The sequence below is a fragment of the Rhizobium sp. BK275 genome (assembly GCF_014193555.1).
Taxonomy (GTDB): Bacteria; Pseudomonadota; Alphaproteobacteria; order Rhizobiales; family Rhizobiaceae; genus Rhizobium.
The window spans coordinates 152,659-168,615 of sequence record NZ_JACHZL010000007.1; the positions used below are offsets into that span (position 1 = coordinate 152,659).

The following is a 15,957-nucleotide window of genomic DNA, read 5'->3' on the forward strand; positions in this document are numbered from 1 at the left end:
ACGCATATGATTTCGGACAGGCGCGAGCGAATCGCGCCGCTCCGGTGAGAGAGCCGAATCTCCCGGGAGACAAGCTGCGCGGGCGGGCCGCGCAGGGAGACTCAGGAATTCATCCGCGAGTTCCAAGAGTGCTCGTGAAGCACAAGCCACTCGGCTGCGGTGCGAAACCTTTCCAAATTGTAATCTTCCTGTCATGGAACTATGCGAATTCCACGCGTGTCATGAACTGGCCTTGGTGTTGGGAGGCACGGGCGCTGGTTCAAGAGGGTGGTCCGGGGGTTATCTGGGACACTTTTATAATGTCGGTGCAGCGCAATATCTCGCGGTACACGATTTTTCTGTGCCCGTGGCGAAACGTTTAAGCGACGCCAAAACGCGTGCCTGTGGTTGTTTATACAACACAAAGTAGGCCCCAAATCGATTGATGGTCGCTATCTGCACCATTAGGTTCGATTTCAGGACACCATGTCCTAATCTCCGATCTTTATATGGTCCTTAGCCGGCGCTATAGCTCGGTTGCTTCGCGAAATTGTTCGAGCTTTGCTCCATTTTGCGGTGCTTTGGGAGGATCAGTTCGGCCGCTTGCGAGAACCACCGGTTATCGCGGCGGCATTCGTGTGTTAACTATCCAGCTCCTTGAAATTGTTGTATAAAAACCACGCTTGGCGCAGAAAGCATGCTCCGGCTGTGGGTTGGTACGGTTCACGAATTGCTACAGTCAGATGTCTGTGGGATGAACGTTCGGCGGTTCGATCGATCCGCACGCCGTGAGGCTGTTCAAACGGGTCGGCTTTGGATCTTCGGAGACAGAGTGAAAGTCCCGATCGACAAAGGAGTGGAATTCTACAATGAACATCAAGATGGTATTGCTTGCGTCGGCAGCAGCATTTGCTGCATCGACCCCGGTACTCGCAGCAGACGCAATCGTTGCTGCCGAGCCGGAGCCGGTTGAGTACGTTCGCGTCTGCGACGCTTACGGCACCGGCTACTTCTACATCCCGGGCACGGAAACCTGCCTGAAGATCGAAGGCTACATCCGTTTCCAGGTTAACGTCGGCCCGAACGCCGGCGGCGACAAGACGACCAACGACTCCAGCTGGGATGCTGTAACCCGCGGTCAGGTTCAGTTCACGGCCAAGAGCGACACCGAATACGGCCCGCTCACCGGCGTGATCGTTCTCCAGGCCAATGCGGACAACGCGTCGTCGCAGTCGACGATCCTTGACTCCGCTTACCTCGACGTCGCGGGCTTCCGCGCTGGTCTCTTCTACTCCTGGTGGGACGATGGTCTCTCCGGCGAAACGGACGACATCGGCTCCAACGTAACGCTGCATAACTCGATCCGTTATCAGTACGAAACCGGTTCCTTCTACGCTGGCCTCAGCGTCGACGAACTGGAAGACGGCGTCTACCAGGGCACCTTTGCTACCGCCGCCGATGGCACCACCGTCTTCACTGCGGACGATGGTCCGAACAATGTCGGCGTTGCCTTCGGCATCGGCGGCACGGCTGGCGTCTTCAGCTACCAGGTCACCGGCGGCTGGGACTTCGACAACGAAGACGGCGCAATCCGCGCTATGGGTACGGCTGAACTCGGCCCGGGCACGCTCGGCCTCGCTGTTGTCTACTCCAGCGGCCCGAACTCCTACTACTCGGCGGCTGAATGGGCAGTTGCTGGCGAATACGCCATCAAGGCAACGGACAAGCTGAAGATCACCCCCGGCGTTCAGTACTACGGCAACTACTTCGGCGGCAGCTCGAATGTTCCGGAGAACTTCGACGGTCTCGGCGATGCCTGGAAGGCTGGTCTGACGGTTGATTACCAGATCGTCGAAAACTTCTACGCCAAGGCTTCGGTCCAGTACCTGGATCCGGAAGATGGCGACGACGTAACCACCGGTTACTTCCGTCTGCAGCGTGCGTTCTAATCTGAGCGACGGATCCCCCGGCTTCATGCCGGGGGTCTCCCAAACCATGAGTTTCTGATCAGAATGACCTCCGATCAGCAACGAGGGACTGGTCCGGTTTTCCCTGCTGGGCCAGTCCTTTGCAGTTGAAAACTGCTGAGAAGCCAGGAGCGCCGCCACGCTGGCCGGTTTTATTCTGTCAGCAGGTTTTCCTCCGGAATTTTCCCTGATATCGAGCACATTTAAAAGCTATCAGCGTATTCGTTCCCTCCGACTAATTGCGCCAATTTTATTGCGCGATACCCACGCTGTCGTTGCGCAGTCATCATCCTGAAAAGCGCACCTCTGGATCGGTTTCATTTTCCCGGAATCAGTGCCGATAATGTGACTGTAACGTGACAGATGACACGATATAAGCCTTTGGAGAGCTTGGCATTCATTACTACTCTCGGGTAGGTTTCGATTATGGACGATCTTAATGATTACTTCTATTTTGCAGCCGTCGTCTCTAGTGGTGGGTTTGCCGCCGCAAGTAGAACCCTGAAGATACCCCGTTCCAAACTCAGCAGGCGCGTCGGCCGGCTGGAGGATAGCCTTGGCACAAGGCTGATCGAACGATCCACGCGTCACTTCCGGGTGACGGAGATCGGCCAGGCCTTCTACGAGCAGTGCCAGACGATTCTGAGGGAAGCCGATCGCGCCAAATCGATCGTGACGGAAGCCCAGTCCGATCCGCAGGGGATCGTGCGCATGGGTTGCCCGCTTGGTCTCGTCGATATTTCGCTCGGCGCCGTCCTGCCCGAGTTTCTGGAGCGTTACCCCAAGATCAAGCTGCAGATCATCGGCTCCGACCGGCGTACCGACCTTATCAACGAGCGTATCGATGTCGAAGTGCGGGCGGCCAACGAGCCGGAAACGCAGACGAGCCTGACGATGCGCAAGCTCGACCGGGCGCGGCGCATTCTTGTCGCCAGTCCCTCGCTTGTCGAGCGCATGGGCGAACTCGGCTGCGTTGACGATCTCGGCGATGCGCCGACACTCGCCATGACCACCTGGATGTCCTTCCATACCTGGGAACTGGTCGGTCCAGGCGGCGAGAAGAAGGTGGTGCGCCACCAGCCGCGGCTCACCTGCCGCAGCATGACGGCGATCCTCGATGCCGCACGCGCCGGTGTGGGCTACGGGCTCATTCTCGAACATGCCTGCGCGGCGGATATCCAGTCCGGCCGGCTGGTTCGCGTGCTGCCGGAGTGGCAGACGGTGGAGAGCCAGTTCTATCTCGTCTTCACCACGACCAAGGGCATGCCGCCGGCGGTGCGGGCGCTGATCGATTTTCTGGTCGAGAAATCCAAGCTGCATCAGATCGTCACGACAAATGCGGCGATTGCAGCGCAGTAGGTTTAAAGCGCAGCGCGCAAAAGTGTGCGCGGTTTTGCGATAACGACACGCGTAAAAACAAGGACCAAAGCACGGCGAGCGAATCTTGGAGATCGCGACGTGCTTTAGAGGCGGGCGAGCAACTTTTCGCCCGTCAATTCCCTGACAGCATCCTTGCCGATCCAGTGGGCAGTCTTGTCAGTACTTGCGGCAAGGCGTTCGGCAAGGGCCAGCGCCGGAGCGTGGCAGGCACGGTTGCGCTTGCCGATATTGCGGAGCGCCCAGTTGACCGCCTTGCGGACGAAGTTGCGCGGGTCTGTCGCCTGGGCTTCGATCAGCGGCAGGTAGGCAAGCAGGCTTTCGTCTGAGTCCGTCTTTCGGTGCACGGCGGTACCGGCGATCATGGCGAAGGCGGTTCGCCTGACGAATTCCCGCTTGTCGGCGGCAAAGTCCGGGATGAGTGAGTGAAGCTTCGCCTCGACGAAGAGGTCGGCGGCGCAATCGACGATTTCCCAGGAATTGAAGTCGGCGGCGAGGGCGCTGGCTTCGGTGGCCGTCAGCCTCTTCGGCTCAAACGTATAGAGTGCCAGCATGCGCGCTTCGCGGATGCCGCTTACCCAGAGCTCTTTTGCCCTGATGTGATCCTTCTTTGCCAACCGGGCGATCTTCTGCAGATCGGGATTGGAGATGCCGATGGCGGTGTCAGTGACGATGCCGAAACGCGCCATGCCGGCGATATTGTTCTCAGAGCGCAGCGTCTGCAGATGCGCGATCAGTTCCGCTGCACTCGAAGAAGAACCAATCATCTTTTGGAGCCGGTCATTTTTCGAGGCGGGCCAGCAACGAGGACGTATCCCACCTGTTGCCGCCAAGCGCCTGGACATCGCCGTAGAACTGGTCGACGAGGGCCGTCAGCGGCAGCCTGGCGCCGTTGCTGCGGGCTTCCGCCAGCACGATGCCGAGATCCTTGCGCATCCAGTCGACGGCGAAGCCGAAATCATATTTGCCCTGGTTCATGGTCTTGTGGCGGTTTTCCATCTGCCAGGAGCCAGCCGCGCCCTTGGAGATGACGTCGACCACCTTTTCGATGTCGAGGCCGGCGCGCTTGCCGAAATGCACGGCTTCGGCGAGACCCTGGACGATGCCGGCAATGCAGATCTGGTTCATCATCTTGGTGAGCTGGCCGGACCCTGCCGGCCCCATGAGGCCGACCATGCGGGCATAGGCGTCGATGACGGGTCTTGCCTTTTCGAACGCGGCTTCATCGCCGCCGCACATGACGGTCAGCACGCCGTTTTCAGCGCCCGCCTGGCCGCCGGAGACGGGAGCGTCGACGAAATCGACACCCTTTGCCTTGGCAGCCTCATGGAGTTCGCGGGCGACTTCGGCGCTTGCCGTGGTGTTGTCGATCAGCACGGAACCGGGCTTCATCGTCTTCAGCACGCCGTTTTCGCCCGTCGTTACCGAACGTAGATCGTCGTCATTACCGACGCAGACGAAGACGAAATCGCAGCCGGCGGCGGCTTCAGCCGGAGTGGGGGCGGACTTGCCGGAGAATTTTTCGGCCCAGGCGGCGGCTTTTTCGGCCGTGCGGTTATAGACGGTGACGTCGTGGCCGCCCTTTGTCTTCAGATGGCCTGCCATCGGGAAACCCATGACGCCGAGACCGATAAAAGCGACTTTCGCCATATGCTGTTCTCCATGACCGCTTGCAAACAGGCTCCGAGGATTAGCGGAAACGGCTGATGACGGAAAGCCACCGACCAAGGAGAAGCGACCTGTCTTGGAACAAAATTTCTCCGAGCCTGACAAAACGGGTCGGGAAAGTTTCGGATATCGCGAATATGACAATTTTAGTTGTCGATCTAATTTATAGACTAAATCATCATCACTCCATCGAAACAGGCGGGCCAGCGCAGCAGGAGCGCGAATTCGCCAGAAAAGGGGATAGAGATGATCACACGTCGACAAACGTTGGGGCTTTTTGCGGCGGCAGGCGCCACCGCCATTCTGCCGTCTGTTCGGCCGGCGCATGCCGCGGCAACGGAGTTCCGCATCGGCTGGCAGAAGAATGGCGTGCTGGCGCTCGCCAAGCGTCGCGGCGCCTTGGAAAAGCGGCTTGCCGATCAGGGGATTACGGTGAGCTGGTCGGAATTCACGTCAGGCCCACCGCTGCTCGAAGCGCTCGGCGCCGGTGCGCTCGATTTCGGGGCGACGGGCGACGTGCCCCCGCTCTTTGCACAGGCGGCGGGTGGGGCGCTCTATTATGTCGGCATCTACCGGGGCAGTCCGGCGGGCTCCGCCATTCTCGTGCGCAAGGATTCGCCGATCAAGACGCTGGAGGATCTGAGGGGCAAGAAAGTCGCCTTCAAGCGAGGCTCCAGCGCCCATAACGTAACGGTCAAGGTCTTCCGTAAGGCGGGGCTGAAACCCGAGGATGTGCAGCAGGTCGATCTTGCACCGCCGGATGCCGCGGCTGCCTTCAAGAACGGCAGCATCGATGCCTGGTCGATCTGGGATCCCTATCTCGCCATCGCCGAGGCGGATCCGGATACACGCATCCTGACGACGGCGGAAGGCATCGTCGATTCCTACAGCTTCTTCCTCGCCAACAAGGATTTCACCGACCAGAACGGCACCGTCATCGTCAACGTGCTCGACGAGCTCGCCAAAGTCGGCCACTCGGCGCAGGACAATCTCGATGCGACGGTCAAGGAGCTCTCGGAGATCACAGGCGTGCCTGCCGAGATCACCAGGGTGGTGCTGCAGCGCCGCGGCGCCGATCTCGGCAGCGTGACGACCGTGACCGAAGCGGCGGCCGCCTATCAGCAGGCGCTTGCCGACGAGTTCTACAATCTCGGCATCGTGCCGAAGAAGCTCACGACCGGCGATATCGTCTGGCGCCCGAAGGCGAGCTGACTCTCCTAAAGCTTGGGGCGGGGGTCCCTGCCGGCCGCGGTATGGGAGCGTACCCATGCCGCGGAACGGGGCAAAATTATTCCCCAGACCAAGTCAGAATAGAAAATTGATATTGTCGATATAATTTGTTGTCTATGTCACGATATCCGCTGACATCAAATGCTGCTGATTTCAGATATCCATAACAAGGAACGCGCTCATGACCACTTCATCCGATCCGATCAATTTCCTCTGGTTCATCCCGACATCCGGTGACGGCACCTATCTCGGCTCCACCGATCTCAACCGCGCCCCTGAAATCGGCTATCTGACGCAGATCGCCCAGGCAGTCGACCGTCTCGGCTATTCCGGCGTCCTGCTGCCGACCGGTGTCGCCTGCGAGGAATCCTTCGTGATGGCATCAGCGCTGGCCGCCAAGACCGAGAGGCTGCAGTTCCTCGTGGCGATCCGTCCGGGCACGGCGTCGCCCGCCTATTATGCGCGCCTCGCCACCACGCTCGACCGCATCTCCAACGGCCGCCTGCTGCTCAACATCGTCGTCGGCGGCAGCCCGGCCGAGCTTGCCGGCGACGGCATCCATCTGCAGCATGACGAGCGTTACGCCCATGCCGACGAGTTCTTCCACGTCTTCGAAGAGCTGCTGGAAAAGGGTGTCGCGAGCTACGATGGCAAGTATATCAAGGCGACCGAAGCCCGGCTCGGCTTCCCCTCGGTGCAGTCGCCGCGCCCGCCGCTCTATTTCGGCGGCTCCTCGGATGCCGGCATCGATTTCGCCGTCGGCCGCGTCGACAAGTACCTGACCTGGGGCGAGCCGCCGGCACAGGTTGCCGAGAAGGTGCAGAAGGTGCGCGCCGCAGCAGCCGGCAAGGGTCGCGACGTCTCCTTCGGCATTCGCCTGCATTTCATCGTGCGCGAGACGGACGAGGAGGCTTGGGAAGCCGCTGATCGCCTAATCCGTCACCTCGATGACGAGACGATCGCCGAAGCGCAGGAACGTTTCGTCAAGGAGTCCGACTCCGTCGGCCAAAAGCGCATGGCGGCCCTTCATGGCGGCCGTCGCGACAAGCTTGAAGTCTCTCCGAACCTCTGGGCCGGCATCGGCCTGGTGCGCGCCGGTGCCGGCACTGCACTGGTCGGCTCGCCGAAAACGGTGGCCGCACGCCTGAGGGAATATCAGGAAGTCGGCATCGATACGGTCATCGGCTCCGGTTATCCGCACCTCGAGGAAGCCTATCGCGTCGCCGAACTGCTCTTCCCGGAACTCGGCATCGAGAGGAGCGAACAACGGCTCAGCTTCAACAACGAGTTCGGCCGCAAGAAGGTCTTCGCCGGCGGCAGCCATGGGGGCAACCTGAAGGTCGTTTCCGGCTCCTGATCGAGCCGGATTTTTGAACCGAAGCGCGAGGATATCATCCATGTCGACTTTCGATACGCCGTTTGCGCGGGCTGGCGCTGAAGCCGGCAAGGGCAGGGCAGGTGGGGCCAGATCAGGTGGGACGAGGGCGGGCTTTCGCCTGCCGCTGCCCGGCCGCGACAGGCTGCTGCCTTATCTGGTGCCGGTTGCAATCTTGGCACTCTGGCAGCTCGGCTGTTCCGTCGGCTGGATTTCCTCGCGCATCATGCCGTCGCCGGCCGATGTCGCGAGCGCCTTCTGGACCACGACGATCTCGGGGCAATTGCCTGAAGATGTGCTTGTCAGTGCCGGGCGCGCTTTCGCCGGCCTTGTCGTCGGCGGCTCCATAGGCTTCCTGCTCGGCATCGCCAATGGCGTGTCGAAGCTTTCGGAACAGTTGACGGATACGACGCTGCAGATGCTGCGCACCATTCCGCATCTGGCGATGATCCCGCTCGTCATCCTCTGGTTCGGGATCGGCGAGGAATCGAAGCTGTTTCTCACTTCGCTCGGCGTGCTCTTCCCCGTCTATCTCAACACCTATCATGGCGTGCGCAATGTCGACCGCGACCTGATCGAGATGGGCAAGGTCTATGGCATGAGCGGCTGGACCTTGTTCCGCAAGGTAATCTTCCCCGGCGCGCTGCCCTCGATCTTCGTCGGGTTGCGTTATGCGCTCGGCATCATGTGGCTGACGCTGATCGTTTCGGAATCGATCGCCGCTTCCTCGGGCATCGGCCATATGGCCAACAATGCCCGCGAATTCATGATGACCGATGTCGTGGTGCTGGCGCTCGTCATCTATGCCGTGCTCGGCAAGCTCGCCGATGTCGTCGCCCGCGCGCTGGAGCGTCGGACGCTCAAGTGGAACCCGGCTTACGCGAAATAGAGCAATTCCCGCAAAAGTGTGCAGCGGTTCTGCGTTCGGAATTGCGCGAAAATAGAGAGACAAATCATGACCGTCATTGCGCATGAGCGTTTCCATCCTTCCGAAGCGGTGGAATTCAGTGAGCCCGCTGTTGTTGCGGGCGCAGGTGCCGCCGCAATTACCCTTTCCGGCCTCGAAAAGAGCTTTGGCGCCAACCGGGTGCTGCGCGGTATCAATCTGCATATTCCGGCCGGCCAGTTCGTTGCCGTCATCGGTAAGAGCGGCTGCGGCAAGAGCACGCTGCTGCGCATCCTGATGGGCCTCGACGAGCCGACATCAGGCGAACTGCATTTCGAAGGCGCCGACGGCGCCGAGATACAGCCGAATGCCCGCATCGTCTTCCAGGAGCCGCGGCTGCTGCCTTGGGTCAGCGTCGTCGACAACGTCGTCGTCGGTCTCGGCGAAGGTGTCGAGAAGAAGCGGGCGCGCGAGGAAGCGAAAGCCGTTCTCTATGAAGTGCAGCTTGCCGAAAAGGCCGGCGATTGGCCGGCGCGTCTTTCCGGCGGCCAGCGCCAGCGCGTGGCGCTTGCCCGCGCGCTCGTCAGCAAGCCAGGCATTCTGGCACTCGATGAACCGCTCGGCGCGCTGGATGCTCTGACGCGCATCAGCATGCAGCAATTGCTGAACCGCGTCTGGCGCGAACTCGGCTGCACCACTGTTCTTGTCACCCATGATGTCAGCGAGGCCGTGCATCTCGCCGACCGGGTGATCGTGCTGGAGGAGGGACGCATCGCGCTCGATCTCGCCATTCCCTATCCGCACCCACGCCGCCACGGCAATCCGGCGCTGGCGGAACTGGAAGGCAGGTTGCTGTCGGCCATCCTCGGCAGCGATGGTGGGCATTGAGCCGCCGTTTGTTCCTCCTCAACAAATCACTTGATTTCCGTAGGTCGATTGTCCTAGAAATGTTTTAGGACAATTGCCCTAGAAATGAGACTGTTGATGACCGCCGAGGGTACACGCAGGCAGATCGTGCAGGCTGCTGATCAGCTCTTTTACGAGCGCGGATTCGAGGCGACGTCATTTGCCCATATTGCCGGGGCCGTCGGCCTGTCGCGGGGTAATTTCTACTATCATTTCAAAACCAAGGACGAGATTCTTGATGCGGTGATCGCGCTCAGGATGGCGAATACGCGGGCCATGCTTGACGCGTGGGAAGCCGAAGACGATGCGCCTGTCGACCGTATCCGCAGCTTCTTCAATATCCTCATCGTTAACCGCACCAAGATCATGGCCTATGGCTGCCCCGTGGGCACGCTTTGCAATGAGCTTGCGAAGCTCGATCACGTGGCCAAGGCCGATGCCGCCGAGCTTTTTACACTGTTTCGCGATTGGCTGAGGCGCCAGTTTGCAGCGCTCGGCAGGGGTGCAGATGCCGATGCGCTTTCCATGCATGTGCTGATGCGGAGCCAGGGTGTCGCTTCGCTTGCCACAGCCTTCCGCGATGAGGGTTTTATCCGCCGTGAGGTGGAAGACATGAGCGCCTGGCTGGACGCGGAAATTGCCGGTGGCACACGCGCCGCCTGATCTTTTCATCATCAAGTGAACTGAGGGATATCGAATGTTTATCGTCACACTGAAATTCGCCGACAAGAGCAAGGCGCCGCAGCATATGGAAGGGCACAATGCCTGGATCAAGCGCGGTTTCGATGATGGCGTTTTCCAGCTGGTCGGCAGTCTTCAGCCCAATGCCGGTGGCGCCATTCTCGTTCACGGTATTGCGCGTGAGGATCTGGAAATACGGGTGAAGGACGATCCGTTCGTTGCTGAAGGCGTCGTCAGCGCCGACATCCTGGAGATTGCCCCTGGCCGCGTCGACGAGCGGCTGTCCTTTCTGAAGGCTTAGCGCGCAGGAGATTTCGTCGCGCACTGGAAAGCCTGCAAAGTGACATTGCGTCGCTGCAATGGCGCGAAGCGAGACGCGATGGCAGATCATCTGCTAGACAGGGCAGGTTCGCGTCGTCGCGAGACTTGGCATTCAATGGAAAGCGGATCACTCCCATGACCATTCAACTCTACGGCTTCTGGCGCTCCAACGCGGCGTTTCGCGTCCGCGTCGCGCTTGCCTTGAAAAAATTGCCTTTCGAGGAAATCGAGATCGACATTCTCTCCGGGCATCAGTTCGATGCTGCCTATGCGGAAGTAAATGCCGAGCGTGTCGTGCCAACGCTGGTTCAAGACGATCACCGGGTCTTCCAATCGCTGGCGATCATGGAATATCTGGACGACATCCATCCCGAGCCAAGGCTGATGCCCGTTGAAGCAAGAGAGAAAGCCTATGCCCGGTCGCTGGCGCTGGTTGCCGTCGCCGATGCCCATCCGCTGATCGTGCCGCGTGTGCGCAAACATCTCGGCCAGGCCTTCGGCGCCGATGCATCCGCGATAGAGGCATGGTGCCGGCATTGGACGACGGAGGGACTTGCGACCTACGAGCGCCTGCTCACCCGGCGCCCGCCCACACCCTTTGCGCTGGGCGAGACCCCCGGCATTGCCGATATCTGCATCGCCGGCCAGATCGTCCTGGCCGAGTTCAACAAGATTGACCTCTCGGCCTTTCCGGCCGTGGCCGCGCTTGGGAAGCGCTGCTTCGACATGCGCGAGTTTGCGCAGGCGCATCCGTCCAGGCAGCCCGGCTACTCGACTGCTCACTAGCAAGGCGGGCGCCCGCTATTCCTGGGGCCGAAACTCATCCGGCAGATCTTCCTTGTAGGGATAGAATTTGAAATAAGGCAGCGCCTCTTTCAGTACGCGGGCGAAGGAGGGGCGTTCCAGCAGACGGCGGTAATAGGCTTCCAGCCCCGGTCGTTTCTCTGTGAGGGGCACGAGCGTGCGCGCATAGAAGAGGGCGGGAGCGGCGGCGCAATCGGCCATGGTGAAGGCGTCGCCGGTGATCCAGGCTTTGCCGTCGATCTGCTTTTCCACCATGTCATAGGCAAGCGACAGCATTCCGCGCGCTTCGTTGACACCATGCGGATCGGCGGAGCCTTCCGGGCGCAGCCGGTCTATGACGATCTTCTGCATCGGCACCTGCACATAGAGATCGAAGAAACGATCCCAGAGGCGCACCTGCAGGCCGGCATTGGTTTCCTCCGGCACGAGGGACACAGGGCCGGGATAATGCCGGTCCAGATATTCGATGATGACGCTGGTTTCGGGAACCGTGCTGTCGCGCGTCTCGTCGCGCAGGATCGGGATCTTGCCGACGGGCCAGAAGCGCAGGAGATCGGCGCTTGACTGTTCGTCGGCGAGATCGACGAAGCGGTTTTCGAAGGGCGTCGCGTTTTCGTAAAGCGCGATCAGCACCTTGTGGCAGAAGGAGGCAAGCGGATGCTGGTAGAGAACGAGCGCCATGCGTTGACCTTTCCTGAAGAGATCAGGTCAGGAAATTAGCAAGGCGCCCGCAAAATGCCAGATGGCGCGTTCAGCCCGTATAGCGCGCCGTCACCAGATGGCCGGGGCTCGGCTGTCCCTCCTGCATGCGCACGTTGATCTCCATGATCTCGAGGAGCTCGAAGCCTGTGGCGGCCAATCGCTCGCGGATATAGGTCTCGGTGTGGATGAAGCGCTGGTGCGGGCCAACCATATAGGGGCGGCCGTCCGCCAGCCTTTCGGGCAGGGTTTCCGAGGAGAAGATGAAGATGCCGCCGCTGTTCATATTCTCGGCAGCGCCGAAGAAGAGCGGTTCGAGCGCGCCGAGATAGGGCAGCACGTCGGTGGCGGTGATGAGGTCGAAGGGGTCCTCGTCATTGTCGTCGAGGAAATCCTCGACCTCGGCGACGAAGAGCGTCTCATAGACTTCCTTTTCGTCGGCGATGATGACCATGTTTTCGGAGATATCGATGCCGATCATCTCCTCGCAGAGATCGTTCAGCGCAGTGCCGGTGAGGCCCGTGCCGCAGCCGAGATCGAGCATGCGCTTGAAAGGGCCGAGTTTCAAATCCTGCAGGCGCTGGCGCACGAGCATCGGCACGTGATAGCCGAGCTGTTCCACCAGCACGTCCTCGAAGACTTCGGCATGCTGGTCGAAGAGGGTTTCGACATAGGCATCCGGTGCGCGAACCGGCGTCTCACCGCGGCCCATCGAGGCAATACGGACGGCCGCGCCGCCATGATCGTCGGGATCGATGGCCAGGACCTCCTGATAGGCGTCCACGGCAGCATCGATATCACCGGCCTTTTCAAGCGCAAGAGCGCGGTTATAGGCTTCCGCGAGAGCCTCTTCGTCGATCTTCTTTTTGTTCATGCGGGCGTTTTAGAGCCCGCAGCTTACCATCGCAACTGCAATTTCAGTGCAATATGAATTCGCCCTTAAGAGAGCGCCACTCCGTTGCCGAAATGAGCCTGCGGTGGATATAGCGCACCGAATGCAACGGCCCGTCCAACTTCTCCTGCCAAAACTTCAAAAACCCGCGCATCTCCGGAAAGTCCGGAGCGAGGTCGTAGTCCTGCCAGATATAGGTCTGGAGAAAGGCCGGGTGATCCGGCATGCGATAGAGGATCTGGGCCGTCGTCAGTCCATAGCCCTCAAGCTGTTTTTCCATGTCCTTGTGCATTTTGTCTCGCTTCTTCTTGTTCCCACTCAGCGCTTATTAGCGCCACATGAAATGAAATCATGCGGTGGTTAACCGAAGCTTGACAGATACAGGGCGAGAGAGCTATTTATTTTTGATTTCAATGACTTGGCAGCAGTAACGGGAGAGTGCTGCCAAATTTCTTCAGCGCCTCAGGTGGCGCGTCAGGCGGCGCTCGATCCAGTTCCAGAGATGGCGCAGTGCCTCCACGATGGCGAGATAGAAGATCGCCGCCCACAGATAGGTCTGGTAATCGAACGTGCGTGAGAAGGCGTAGCGCGTCTCGCCCATCAGGTCGAGCACGGTGATGATGGCGACGACCGCCGAACCCTTGATCAGCAGGATGATCTCGTTGCCATAGGGGCGCAGTGCCACAATGAGGGCCTGCGGCAGGATGATCTTGCGGAAGGCGATGGCCTTGTGGATGCCGAGGGCGGCGGCCGCCTCTCGCTGGCCATGCGGCACGCTCTCGATTGCGCCACGCAGGATTTCCGCCTGATAGGCTGCGGTATTGATGGTCATGGCGAAGACGCCGCAAAACCAGGCATCGCGGAAGAACCACCAGACACCGATCGTTTCCAGCTGCGGCCGGAACGCGCCGAGGCCGTAATAGACGAGGAAGAGCTGGGCGAGCAGCGGCGTGCCGCGGAAGAAATAGATGTAGCAATAGGCCAGCCAGTTCAGTACCCGGTTGTTCGACAGGCGGGCCATGGCGAGCGGCAGCGACAGAACGGCGCCGAAGAAGACGGAGAGGGCGACGATGCTCAGCGTCACCCAAAGGCCGTGCAGATAACGCGGCCCGTAGCGGGTGAACTTCTCCGGATCCCAGCCATTGATGACGGTGAAGATCAGCAGCGCCGCGAGCAGCGCCCAGAACGCGACAAGGATATAGCCGCCGAGACGGGTGGCCGTCATCGGCTTTGCCACCGCGCGAGGTGCCGGCTGCGGCGGAATCAATGTTTCAGCGTAGCTCATCGGCGGACCTCCGAGCGCTTGGCCCAGCGGTCGATATAGACGAGCAGGAAGGAGGAGAGGATGGCGAGTACCAGATAGAGACAGCAGGCGATGCCATAGAAGAAGAAGGGTTCCTTGGTCACGCGCACGGCGACACTCGTCTGGCGGAGAATATCGGCAAGGCTGATGATCGAGACGTAGGACGTGTCCTTCAGCAGCACCATCCAGAGGTTCGTGAGGCCCGGTAGGGCAATGCGCACGAGCTGGGGCAGAACGATGAGGCGCAGCGTGCGGCCGCGATGCAGGCCGAGCGCATCTCCTGCCTCGTATTGACCCTTGGGAATGGCGCGGAAGGCCGACAGCAGCACTTCCGAGCAATAGGCGGAAAAGACGACCGACAGCGCGATCACGCCGGCGAAGAAGGCGTTGATTTCGACCGGCGGCCCCTCATAGCCGGCGAGATCCAGCAGATACTGGATGAGGATCTGCATGCCGTAATAGATGATGAAGAGCGTCAGAAGTTCGGGCAGACCGCGGAAGATCGTCGTGTAGACGCCGGCCGCAAGCCGAAGCGACTTTTCTTCCGATTGCTGGCCGAGCGCCACGAGGAAGCCGATGATCAGGCCGATCGGCAGGGTGACGACAGCCACGGAAACGGTGACCTGCAGGCCGAGCGCGATCTCATCGCCCCAGCCGGTATCGCCACAGGCAAGGATCGTCGATGGCGCCAGCCAGGTGAAGATGCCGACGGGTCCGCACAGCGGATCGAAAATATGCACAAGCAAGCTCCAGAAGGAGCCGAGCGCGGAAAACAATCCGCCCATGCCAGAAGTCCCCTCACGGCTTTTGCCGTTTTGATCTTGCCACCTTTGTCAAACAAAAATGGCGGAAGAGCAAGCCTTCCGCCATTTCCTTCATCGGGCAGATAGCGAATTTATCATTCGCCGTAAACGTCGAAATCGAAGTACTTTTCCTGGATCTTCTTGTACTCGCCGCTGGCGCGGATTGCAGCGATCGCAGTGTTGAGCTTTTCCTTCAGCGGATCGCCCTTGCGGATGGCGATACCAGCGCCTTCGCCGTTGATTTCCTTGTCGACCGGCAGGGTCGTCAGGATCTTGCAGCAGGTGCCGGCGTCGGACTTGACCCATTCGGAGAGAACGACGACATCGTCGATGACGGCATCGACACGGCCGGCGGCAACGTCGAGCTTGTATTCGTCAGCCGTCGGGTAGAGCTTCAGCTCGGTGTCGGCGAGGTGCTTCTCGGCATAGTTGGCGTGCGTCGTGGAGGTCTGCGCGCCGATCACCTTGCCCTTGAGGCCGGCGACGTCAGTGATCGTCGAATCCTTCGGCACGGCGATTGCCGGCGGGGTGTTGTAATACTTGTTGGAGAAGTCGACGAGCTTGAGGCGCTCGGGGGTGATCGACATGGACGAGACGATCATATCGAACTTCTTGGCGTTGAGAGCCGGGATGATGCCGTCCCAATCGGTCGAGACGAAGGAGCATTCGGCCTTCATTTCGGCGCAGAGTGCCTTGGCGATATCGATGTCGAAGCCCTGAATGGTGCCACTGGCGTCGACGAATTCGAATGGCGGGTAGGTCGAGTCCGTGCCGATCACGTATTTTTCACCGTCGGCGAGAGCCGCGCCGGCGAAGAGAGACATTGCTGCGAGCGATGCTGCAGCAAGGAGCTTGGTGGAAATGCGCATGAGGATCCTCTCTGTTGGTGGCGCCGGGTCTTTTTGTTGTTCGCCGGCGGCCGCACACTCCGACGGTGCCACCACCGTCTTGCGGCGATAATCAAACCTTTTTTCACAAAATTGCAACAGGAATCCCGCCGCAATTGTGCGGTGCAACCGATGGCCGGGCTGAGAGCCGATATGAATGCCACCCGACTGTGATGTTC

Annotated in this window: 17 protein-coding genes; 9 read left to right on the plus strand and 8 right to left on the minus strand. The window is 60.1% G+C overall.

The window, feature by feature from the left end; all coding sequences use genetic code 11:
• The first annotated feature begins 848 nt into the window (after positions 1-848).
• Positions 849-1,928: a porin gene (locus FHT82_RS21940; RefSeq protein ID WP_183734792.1), complete on the plus strand. Its 1,080-nt coding sequence runs from the start codon at positions 849-851 to the stop codon at positions 1,926-1,928.
• Between the two features lie 444 nt (positions 1,929-2,372).
• Entirely contained in the window at positions 2,373-3,305 is a 933-nt protein-coding gene (locus FHT82_RS21945) for a LysR substrate-binding domain-containing protein (protein ID WP_183734793.1), read from the plus strand.
• Between the two features lie 104 nt (positions 3,306-3,409).
• Here FHT82_RS21945 and FHT82_RS21950 read toward each other — a convergent pair whose 3' ends face one another.
• Positions 3,410-4,090, minus strand: coding sequence for a DNA alkylation repair protein (locus tag FHT82_RS21950; protein WP_183734794.1), 681 nt, complete (start codon positions 4,088-4,090; stop codon positions 3,410-3,412).
• Positions 4,091-4,103: 13 nt separating this feature from the next.
• Positions 4,104-4,973, minus strand: coding sequence for an NAD(P)-dependent oxidoreductase (locus tag FHT82_RS21955; RefSeq protein ID WP_183734795.1), 870 nt, complete (start codon positions 4,971-4,973; stop codon positions 4,104-4,106).
• 264 nt (positions 4,974-5,237) lie between these two features.
• Here FHT82_RS21955 and FHT82_RS21960 point away from each other — a divergent pair, with 264 nt between their 5' ends.
• The 7 genes from FHT82_RS21960 (at position 5,238) to maiA (ending at position 11,176) form a co-directional block, all read left to right on the plus strand.
• Positions 5,238-6,203 (plus strand): aliphatic sulfonate ABC transporter substrate-binding protein, encoded by a 966-nt coding sequence (locus FHT82_RS21960; RefSeq protein WP_183734796.1) that lies wholly within the window; start codon positions 5,238-5,240, stop codon positions 6,201-6,203.
• A 199-nt stretch (positions 6,204-6,402) separates the two neighbouring features.
• Positions 6,403-7,578: an FMNH2-dependent alkanesulfonate monooxygenase gene (gene ssuD / locus FHT82_RS21965; RefSeq protein ID WP_183734797.1), complete on the plus strand. Its 1,176-nt coding sequence runs from the start codon at positions 6,403-6,405 to the stop codon at positions 7,576-7,578.
• A 40-nt stretch (positions 7,579-7,618) separates the two neighbouring features.
• Positions 7,619-8,485: an aliphatic sulfonate ABC transporter permease SsuC gene (gene ssuC / locus FHT82_RS21970; RefSeq protein WP_183734798.1), complete on the plus strand. Its 867-nt coding sequence runs from the start codon at positions 7,619-7,621 to the stop codon at positions 8,483-8,485.
• A 66-nt stretch (positions 8,486-8,551) separates the two neighbouring features.
• Entirely contained in the window at positions 8,552-9,370 is an 819-nt protein-coding gene (locus FHT82_RS21975; protein ID WP_183734799.1) for an ATP-binding cassette domain-containing protein, read from the plus strand.
• Between the two features lie 96 nt (positions 9,371-9,466).
• Complete coding sequence (locus FHT82_RS21980; protein WP_183734800.1) at positions 9,467-10,051, plus strand: TetR/AcrR family transcriptional regulator; 585 nt, start codon at positions 9,467-9,469, stop codon at positions 10,049-10,051.
• Positions 10,052-10,085: 34 nt separating this feature from the next.
• Positions 10,086-10,370 carry a hypothetical protein gene (locus tag FHT82_RS21985; RefSeq protein ID WP_183734801.1) on the plus strand — a complete coding sequence of 95 codons (285 nt, stop codon included), beginning with the start codon at positions 10,086-10,088 and terminating at the stop codon, positions 10,368-10,370.
• A 155-nt stretch (positions 10,371-10,525) separates the two neighbouring features.
• Positions 10,526-11,176: a maleylacetoacetate isomerase gene (gene maiA, locus FHT82_RS21990; protein WP_183734802.1), complete on the plus strand. Its 651-nt coding sequence runs from the start codon at positions 10,526-10,528 to the stop codon at positions 11,174-11,176.
• Between the two features lie 15 nt (positions 11,177-11,191).
• Here maiA and FHT82_RS21995 read toward each other — a convergent pair whose 3' ends face one another.
• The 6 genes from FHT82_RS21995 to FHT82_RS22020 form a co-directional block, all read right to left on the minus strand.
• A complete protein-coding gene (locus FHT82_RS21995; protein WP_183734803.1) occupies positions 11,192-11,875 on the minus strand; it encodes a glutathione S-transferase family protein in 684 nt (227 codons plus the stop codon).
• Between the two features lie 70 nt (positions 11,876-11,945).
• Complete coding sequence (locus tag FHT82_RS22000; protein WP_183734804.1) at positions 11,946-12,767, minus strand: class I SAM-dependent methyltransferase; 822 nt, start codon at positions 12,765-12,767, stop codon at positions 11,946-11,948.
• A 43-nt stretch (positions 12,768-12,810) separates the two neighbouring features.
• The gene (locus tag FHT82_RS22005) at positions 12,811-13,077 is read right to left on the minus strand and encodes an usg protein (protein WP_183734805.1); all 267 of its coding nucleotides are present in this window, start codon (positions 13,075-13,077) and stop codon (positions 12,811-12,813) included.
• A 162-nt stretch (positions 13,078-13,239) separates the two neighbouring features.
• Positions 13,240-14,070: an ABC transporter permease gene (locus FHT82_RS22010; protein ID WP_183734806.1), complete on the minus strand. Its 831-nt coding sequence runs from the start codon at positions 14,068-14,070 to the stop codon at positions 13,240-13,242.
• Entirely contained in the window at positions 14,067-14,873 is an 807-nt protein-coding gene (locus FHT82_RS22015) for an ABC transporter permease (RefSeq protein WP_183734807.1), read from the minus strand. Before FHT82_RS22015 ends, FHT82_RS22010 begins: the two co-directional genes overlap by 4 nt.
• Before the next feature lie 113 nt (positions 14,874-14,986).
• Positions 14,987-15,760, minus strand: coding sequence for a transporter substrate-binding domain-containing protein (locus FHT82_RS22020; protein ID WP_183734808.1), 774 nt, complete (start codon positions 15,758-15,760; stop codon positions 14,987-14,989).
• Positions 15,761-15,957: the final 197 nt, after the last annotated feature.

Bases quoted from the DNA above. Each gene is read 5' to 3' on its own strand.
- FHT82_RS21940 (WP_183734792.1), top strand. From the start codon at position 849: ATGAACATCAAGATGGTATTGCTTGCGTCGGCAGCAGCATTTGCTGCA.
- FHT82_RS21945 (WP_183734793.1), top strand. From the start codon at position 2,373: ATGGACGATCTTAATGATTACTTCTATTTTGCAGCCGTCGTCTCTAGT.
- FHT82_RS21950 (WP_183734794.1), bottom strand. From the start codon at position 4,090: ATGATTGGTTCTTCTTCGAGTGCAGCGGAACTGATCGCGCATCTGCAG.
- FHT82_RS21955 (WP_183734795.1), bottom strand. From the start codon at position 4,973: ATGGCGAAAGTCGCTTTTATCGGTCTCGGCGTCATGGGTTTCCCGATG.
- FHT82_RS21960 (WP_183734796.1), top strand. From the start codon at position 5,238: ATGATCACACGTCGACAAACGTTGGGGCTTTTTGCGGCGGCAGGCGCC.
- ssuD (WP_183734797.1), top strand. From the start codon at position 6,403: ATGACCACTTCATCCGATCCGATCAATTTCCTCTGGTTCATCCCGACA.
- ssuC (WP_183734798.1), top strand. From the start codon at position 7,619: ATGTCGACTTTCGATACGCCGTTTGCGCGGGCTGGCGCTGAAGCCGGC.
- FHT82_RS21975 (WP_183734799.1), top strand. From the start codon at position 8,552: ATGACCGTCATTGCGCATGAGCGTTTCCATCCTTCCGAAGCGGTGGAA.
- FHT82_RS21980 (WP_183734800.1), top strand. From the start codon at position 9,467: ATGACCGCCGAGGGTACACGCAGGCAGATCGTGCAGGCTGCTGATCAG.
- FHT82_RS21985 (WP_183734801.1), top strand. From the start codon at position 10,086: ATGTTTATCGTCACACTGAAATTCGCCGACAAGAGCAAGGCGCCGCAG.
- maiA (WP_183734802.1), top strand. From the start codon at position 10,526: ATGACCATTCAACTCTACGGCTTCTGGCGCTCCAACGCGGCGTTTCGC.
- FHT82_RS21995 (WP_183734803.1), bottom strand. From the start codon at position 11,875: ATGGCGCTCGTTCTCTACCAGCATCCGCTTGCCTCCTTCTGCCACAAG.
- FHT82_RS22000 (WP_183734804.1), bottom strand. From the start codon at position 12,767: ATGAACAAAAAGAAGATCGACGAAGAGGCTCTCGCGGAAGCCTATAAC.
- FHT82_RS22005 (WP_183734805.1), bottom strand. From the start codon at position 13,077: ATGCACAAGGACATGGAAAAACAGCTTGAGGGCTATGGACTGACGACG.
- FHT82_RS22010 (WP_183734806.1), bottom strand. From the start codon at position 14,070: ATGAGCTACGCTGAAACATTGATTCCGCCGCAGCCGGCACCTCGCGCG.
- FHT82_RS22015 (WP_183734807.1), bottom strand. From the start codon at position 14,873: ATGGGCGGATTGTTTTCCGCGCTCGGCTCCTTCTGGAGCTTGCTTGTG.
- FHT82_RS22020 (WP_183734808.1), bottom strand. From the start codon at position 15,760: ATGCGCATTTCCACCAAGCTCCTTGCTGCAGCATCGCTCGCAGCAATG.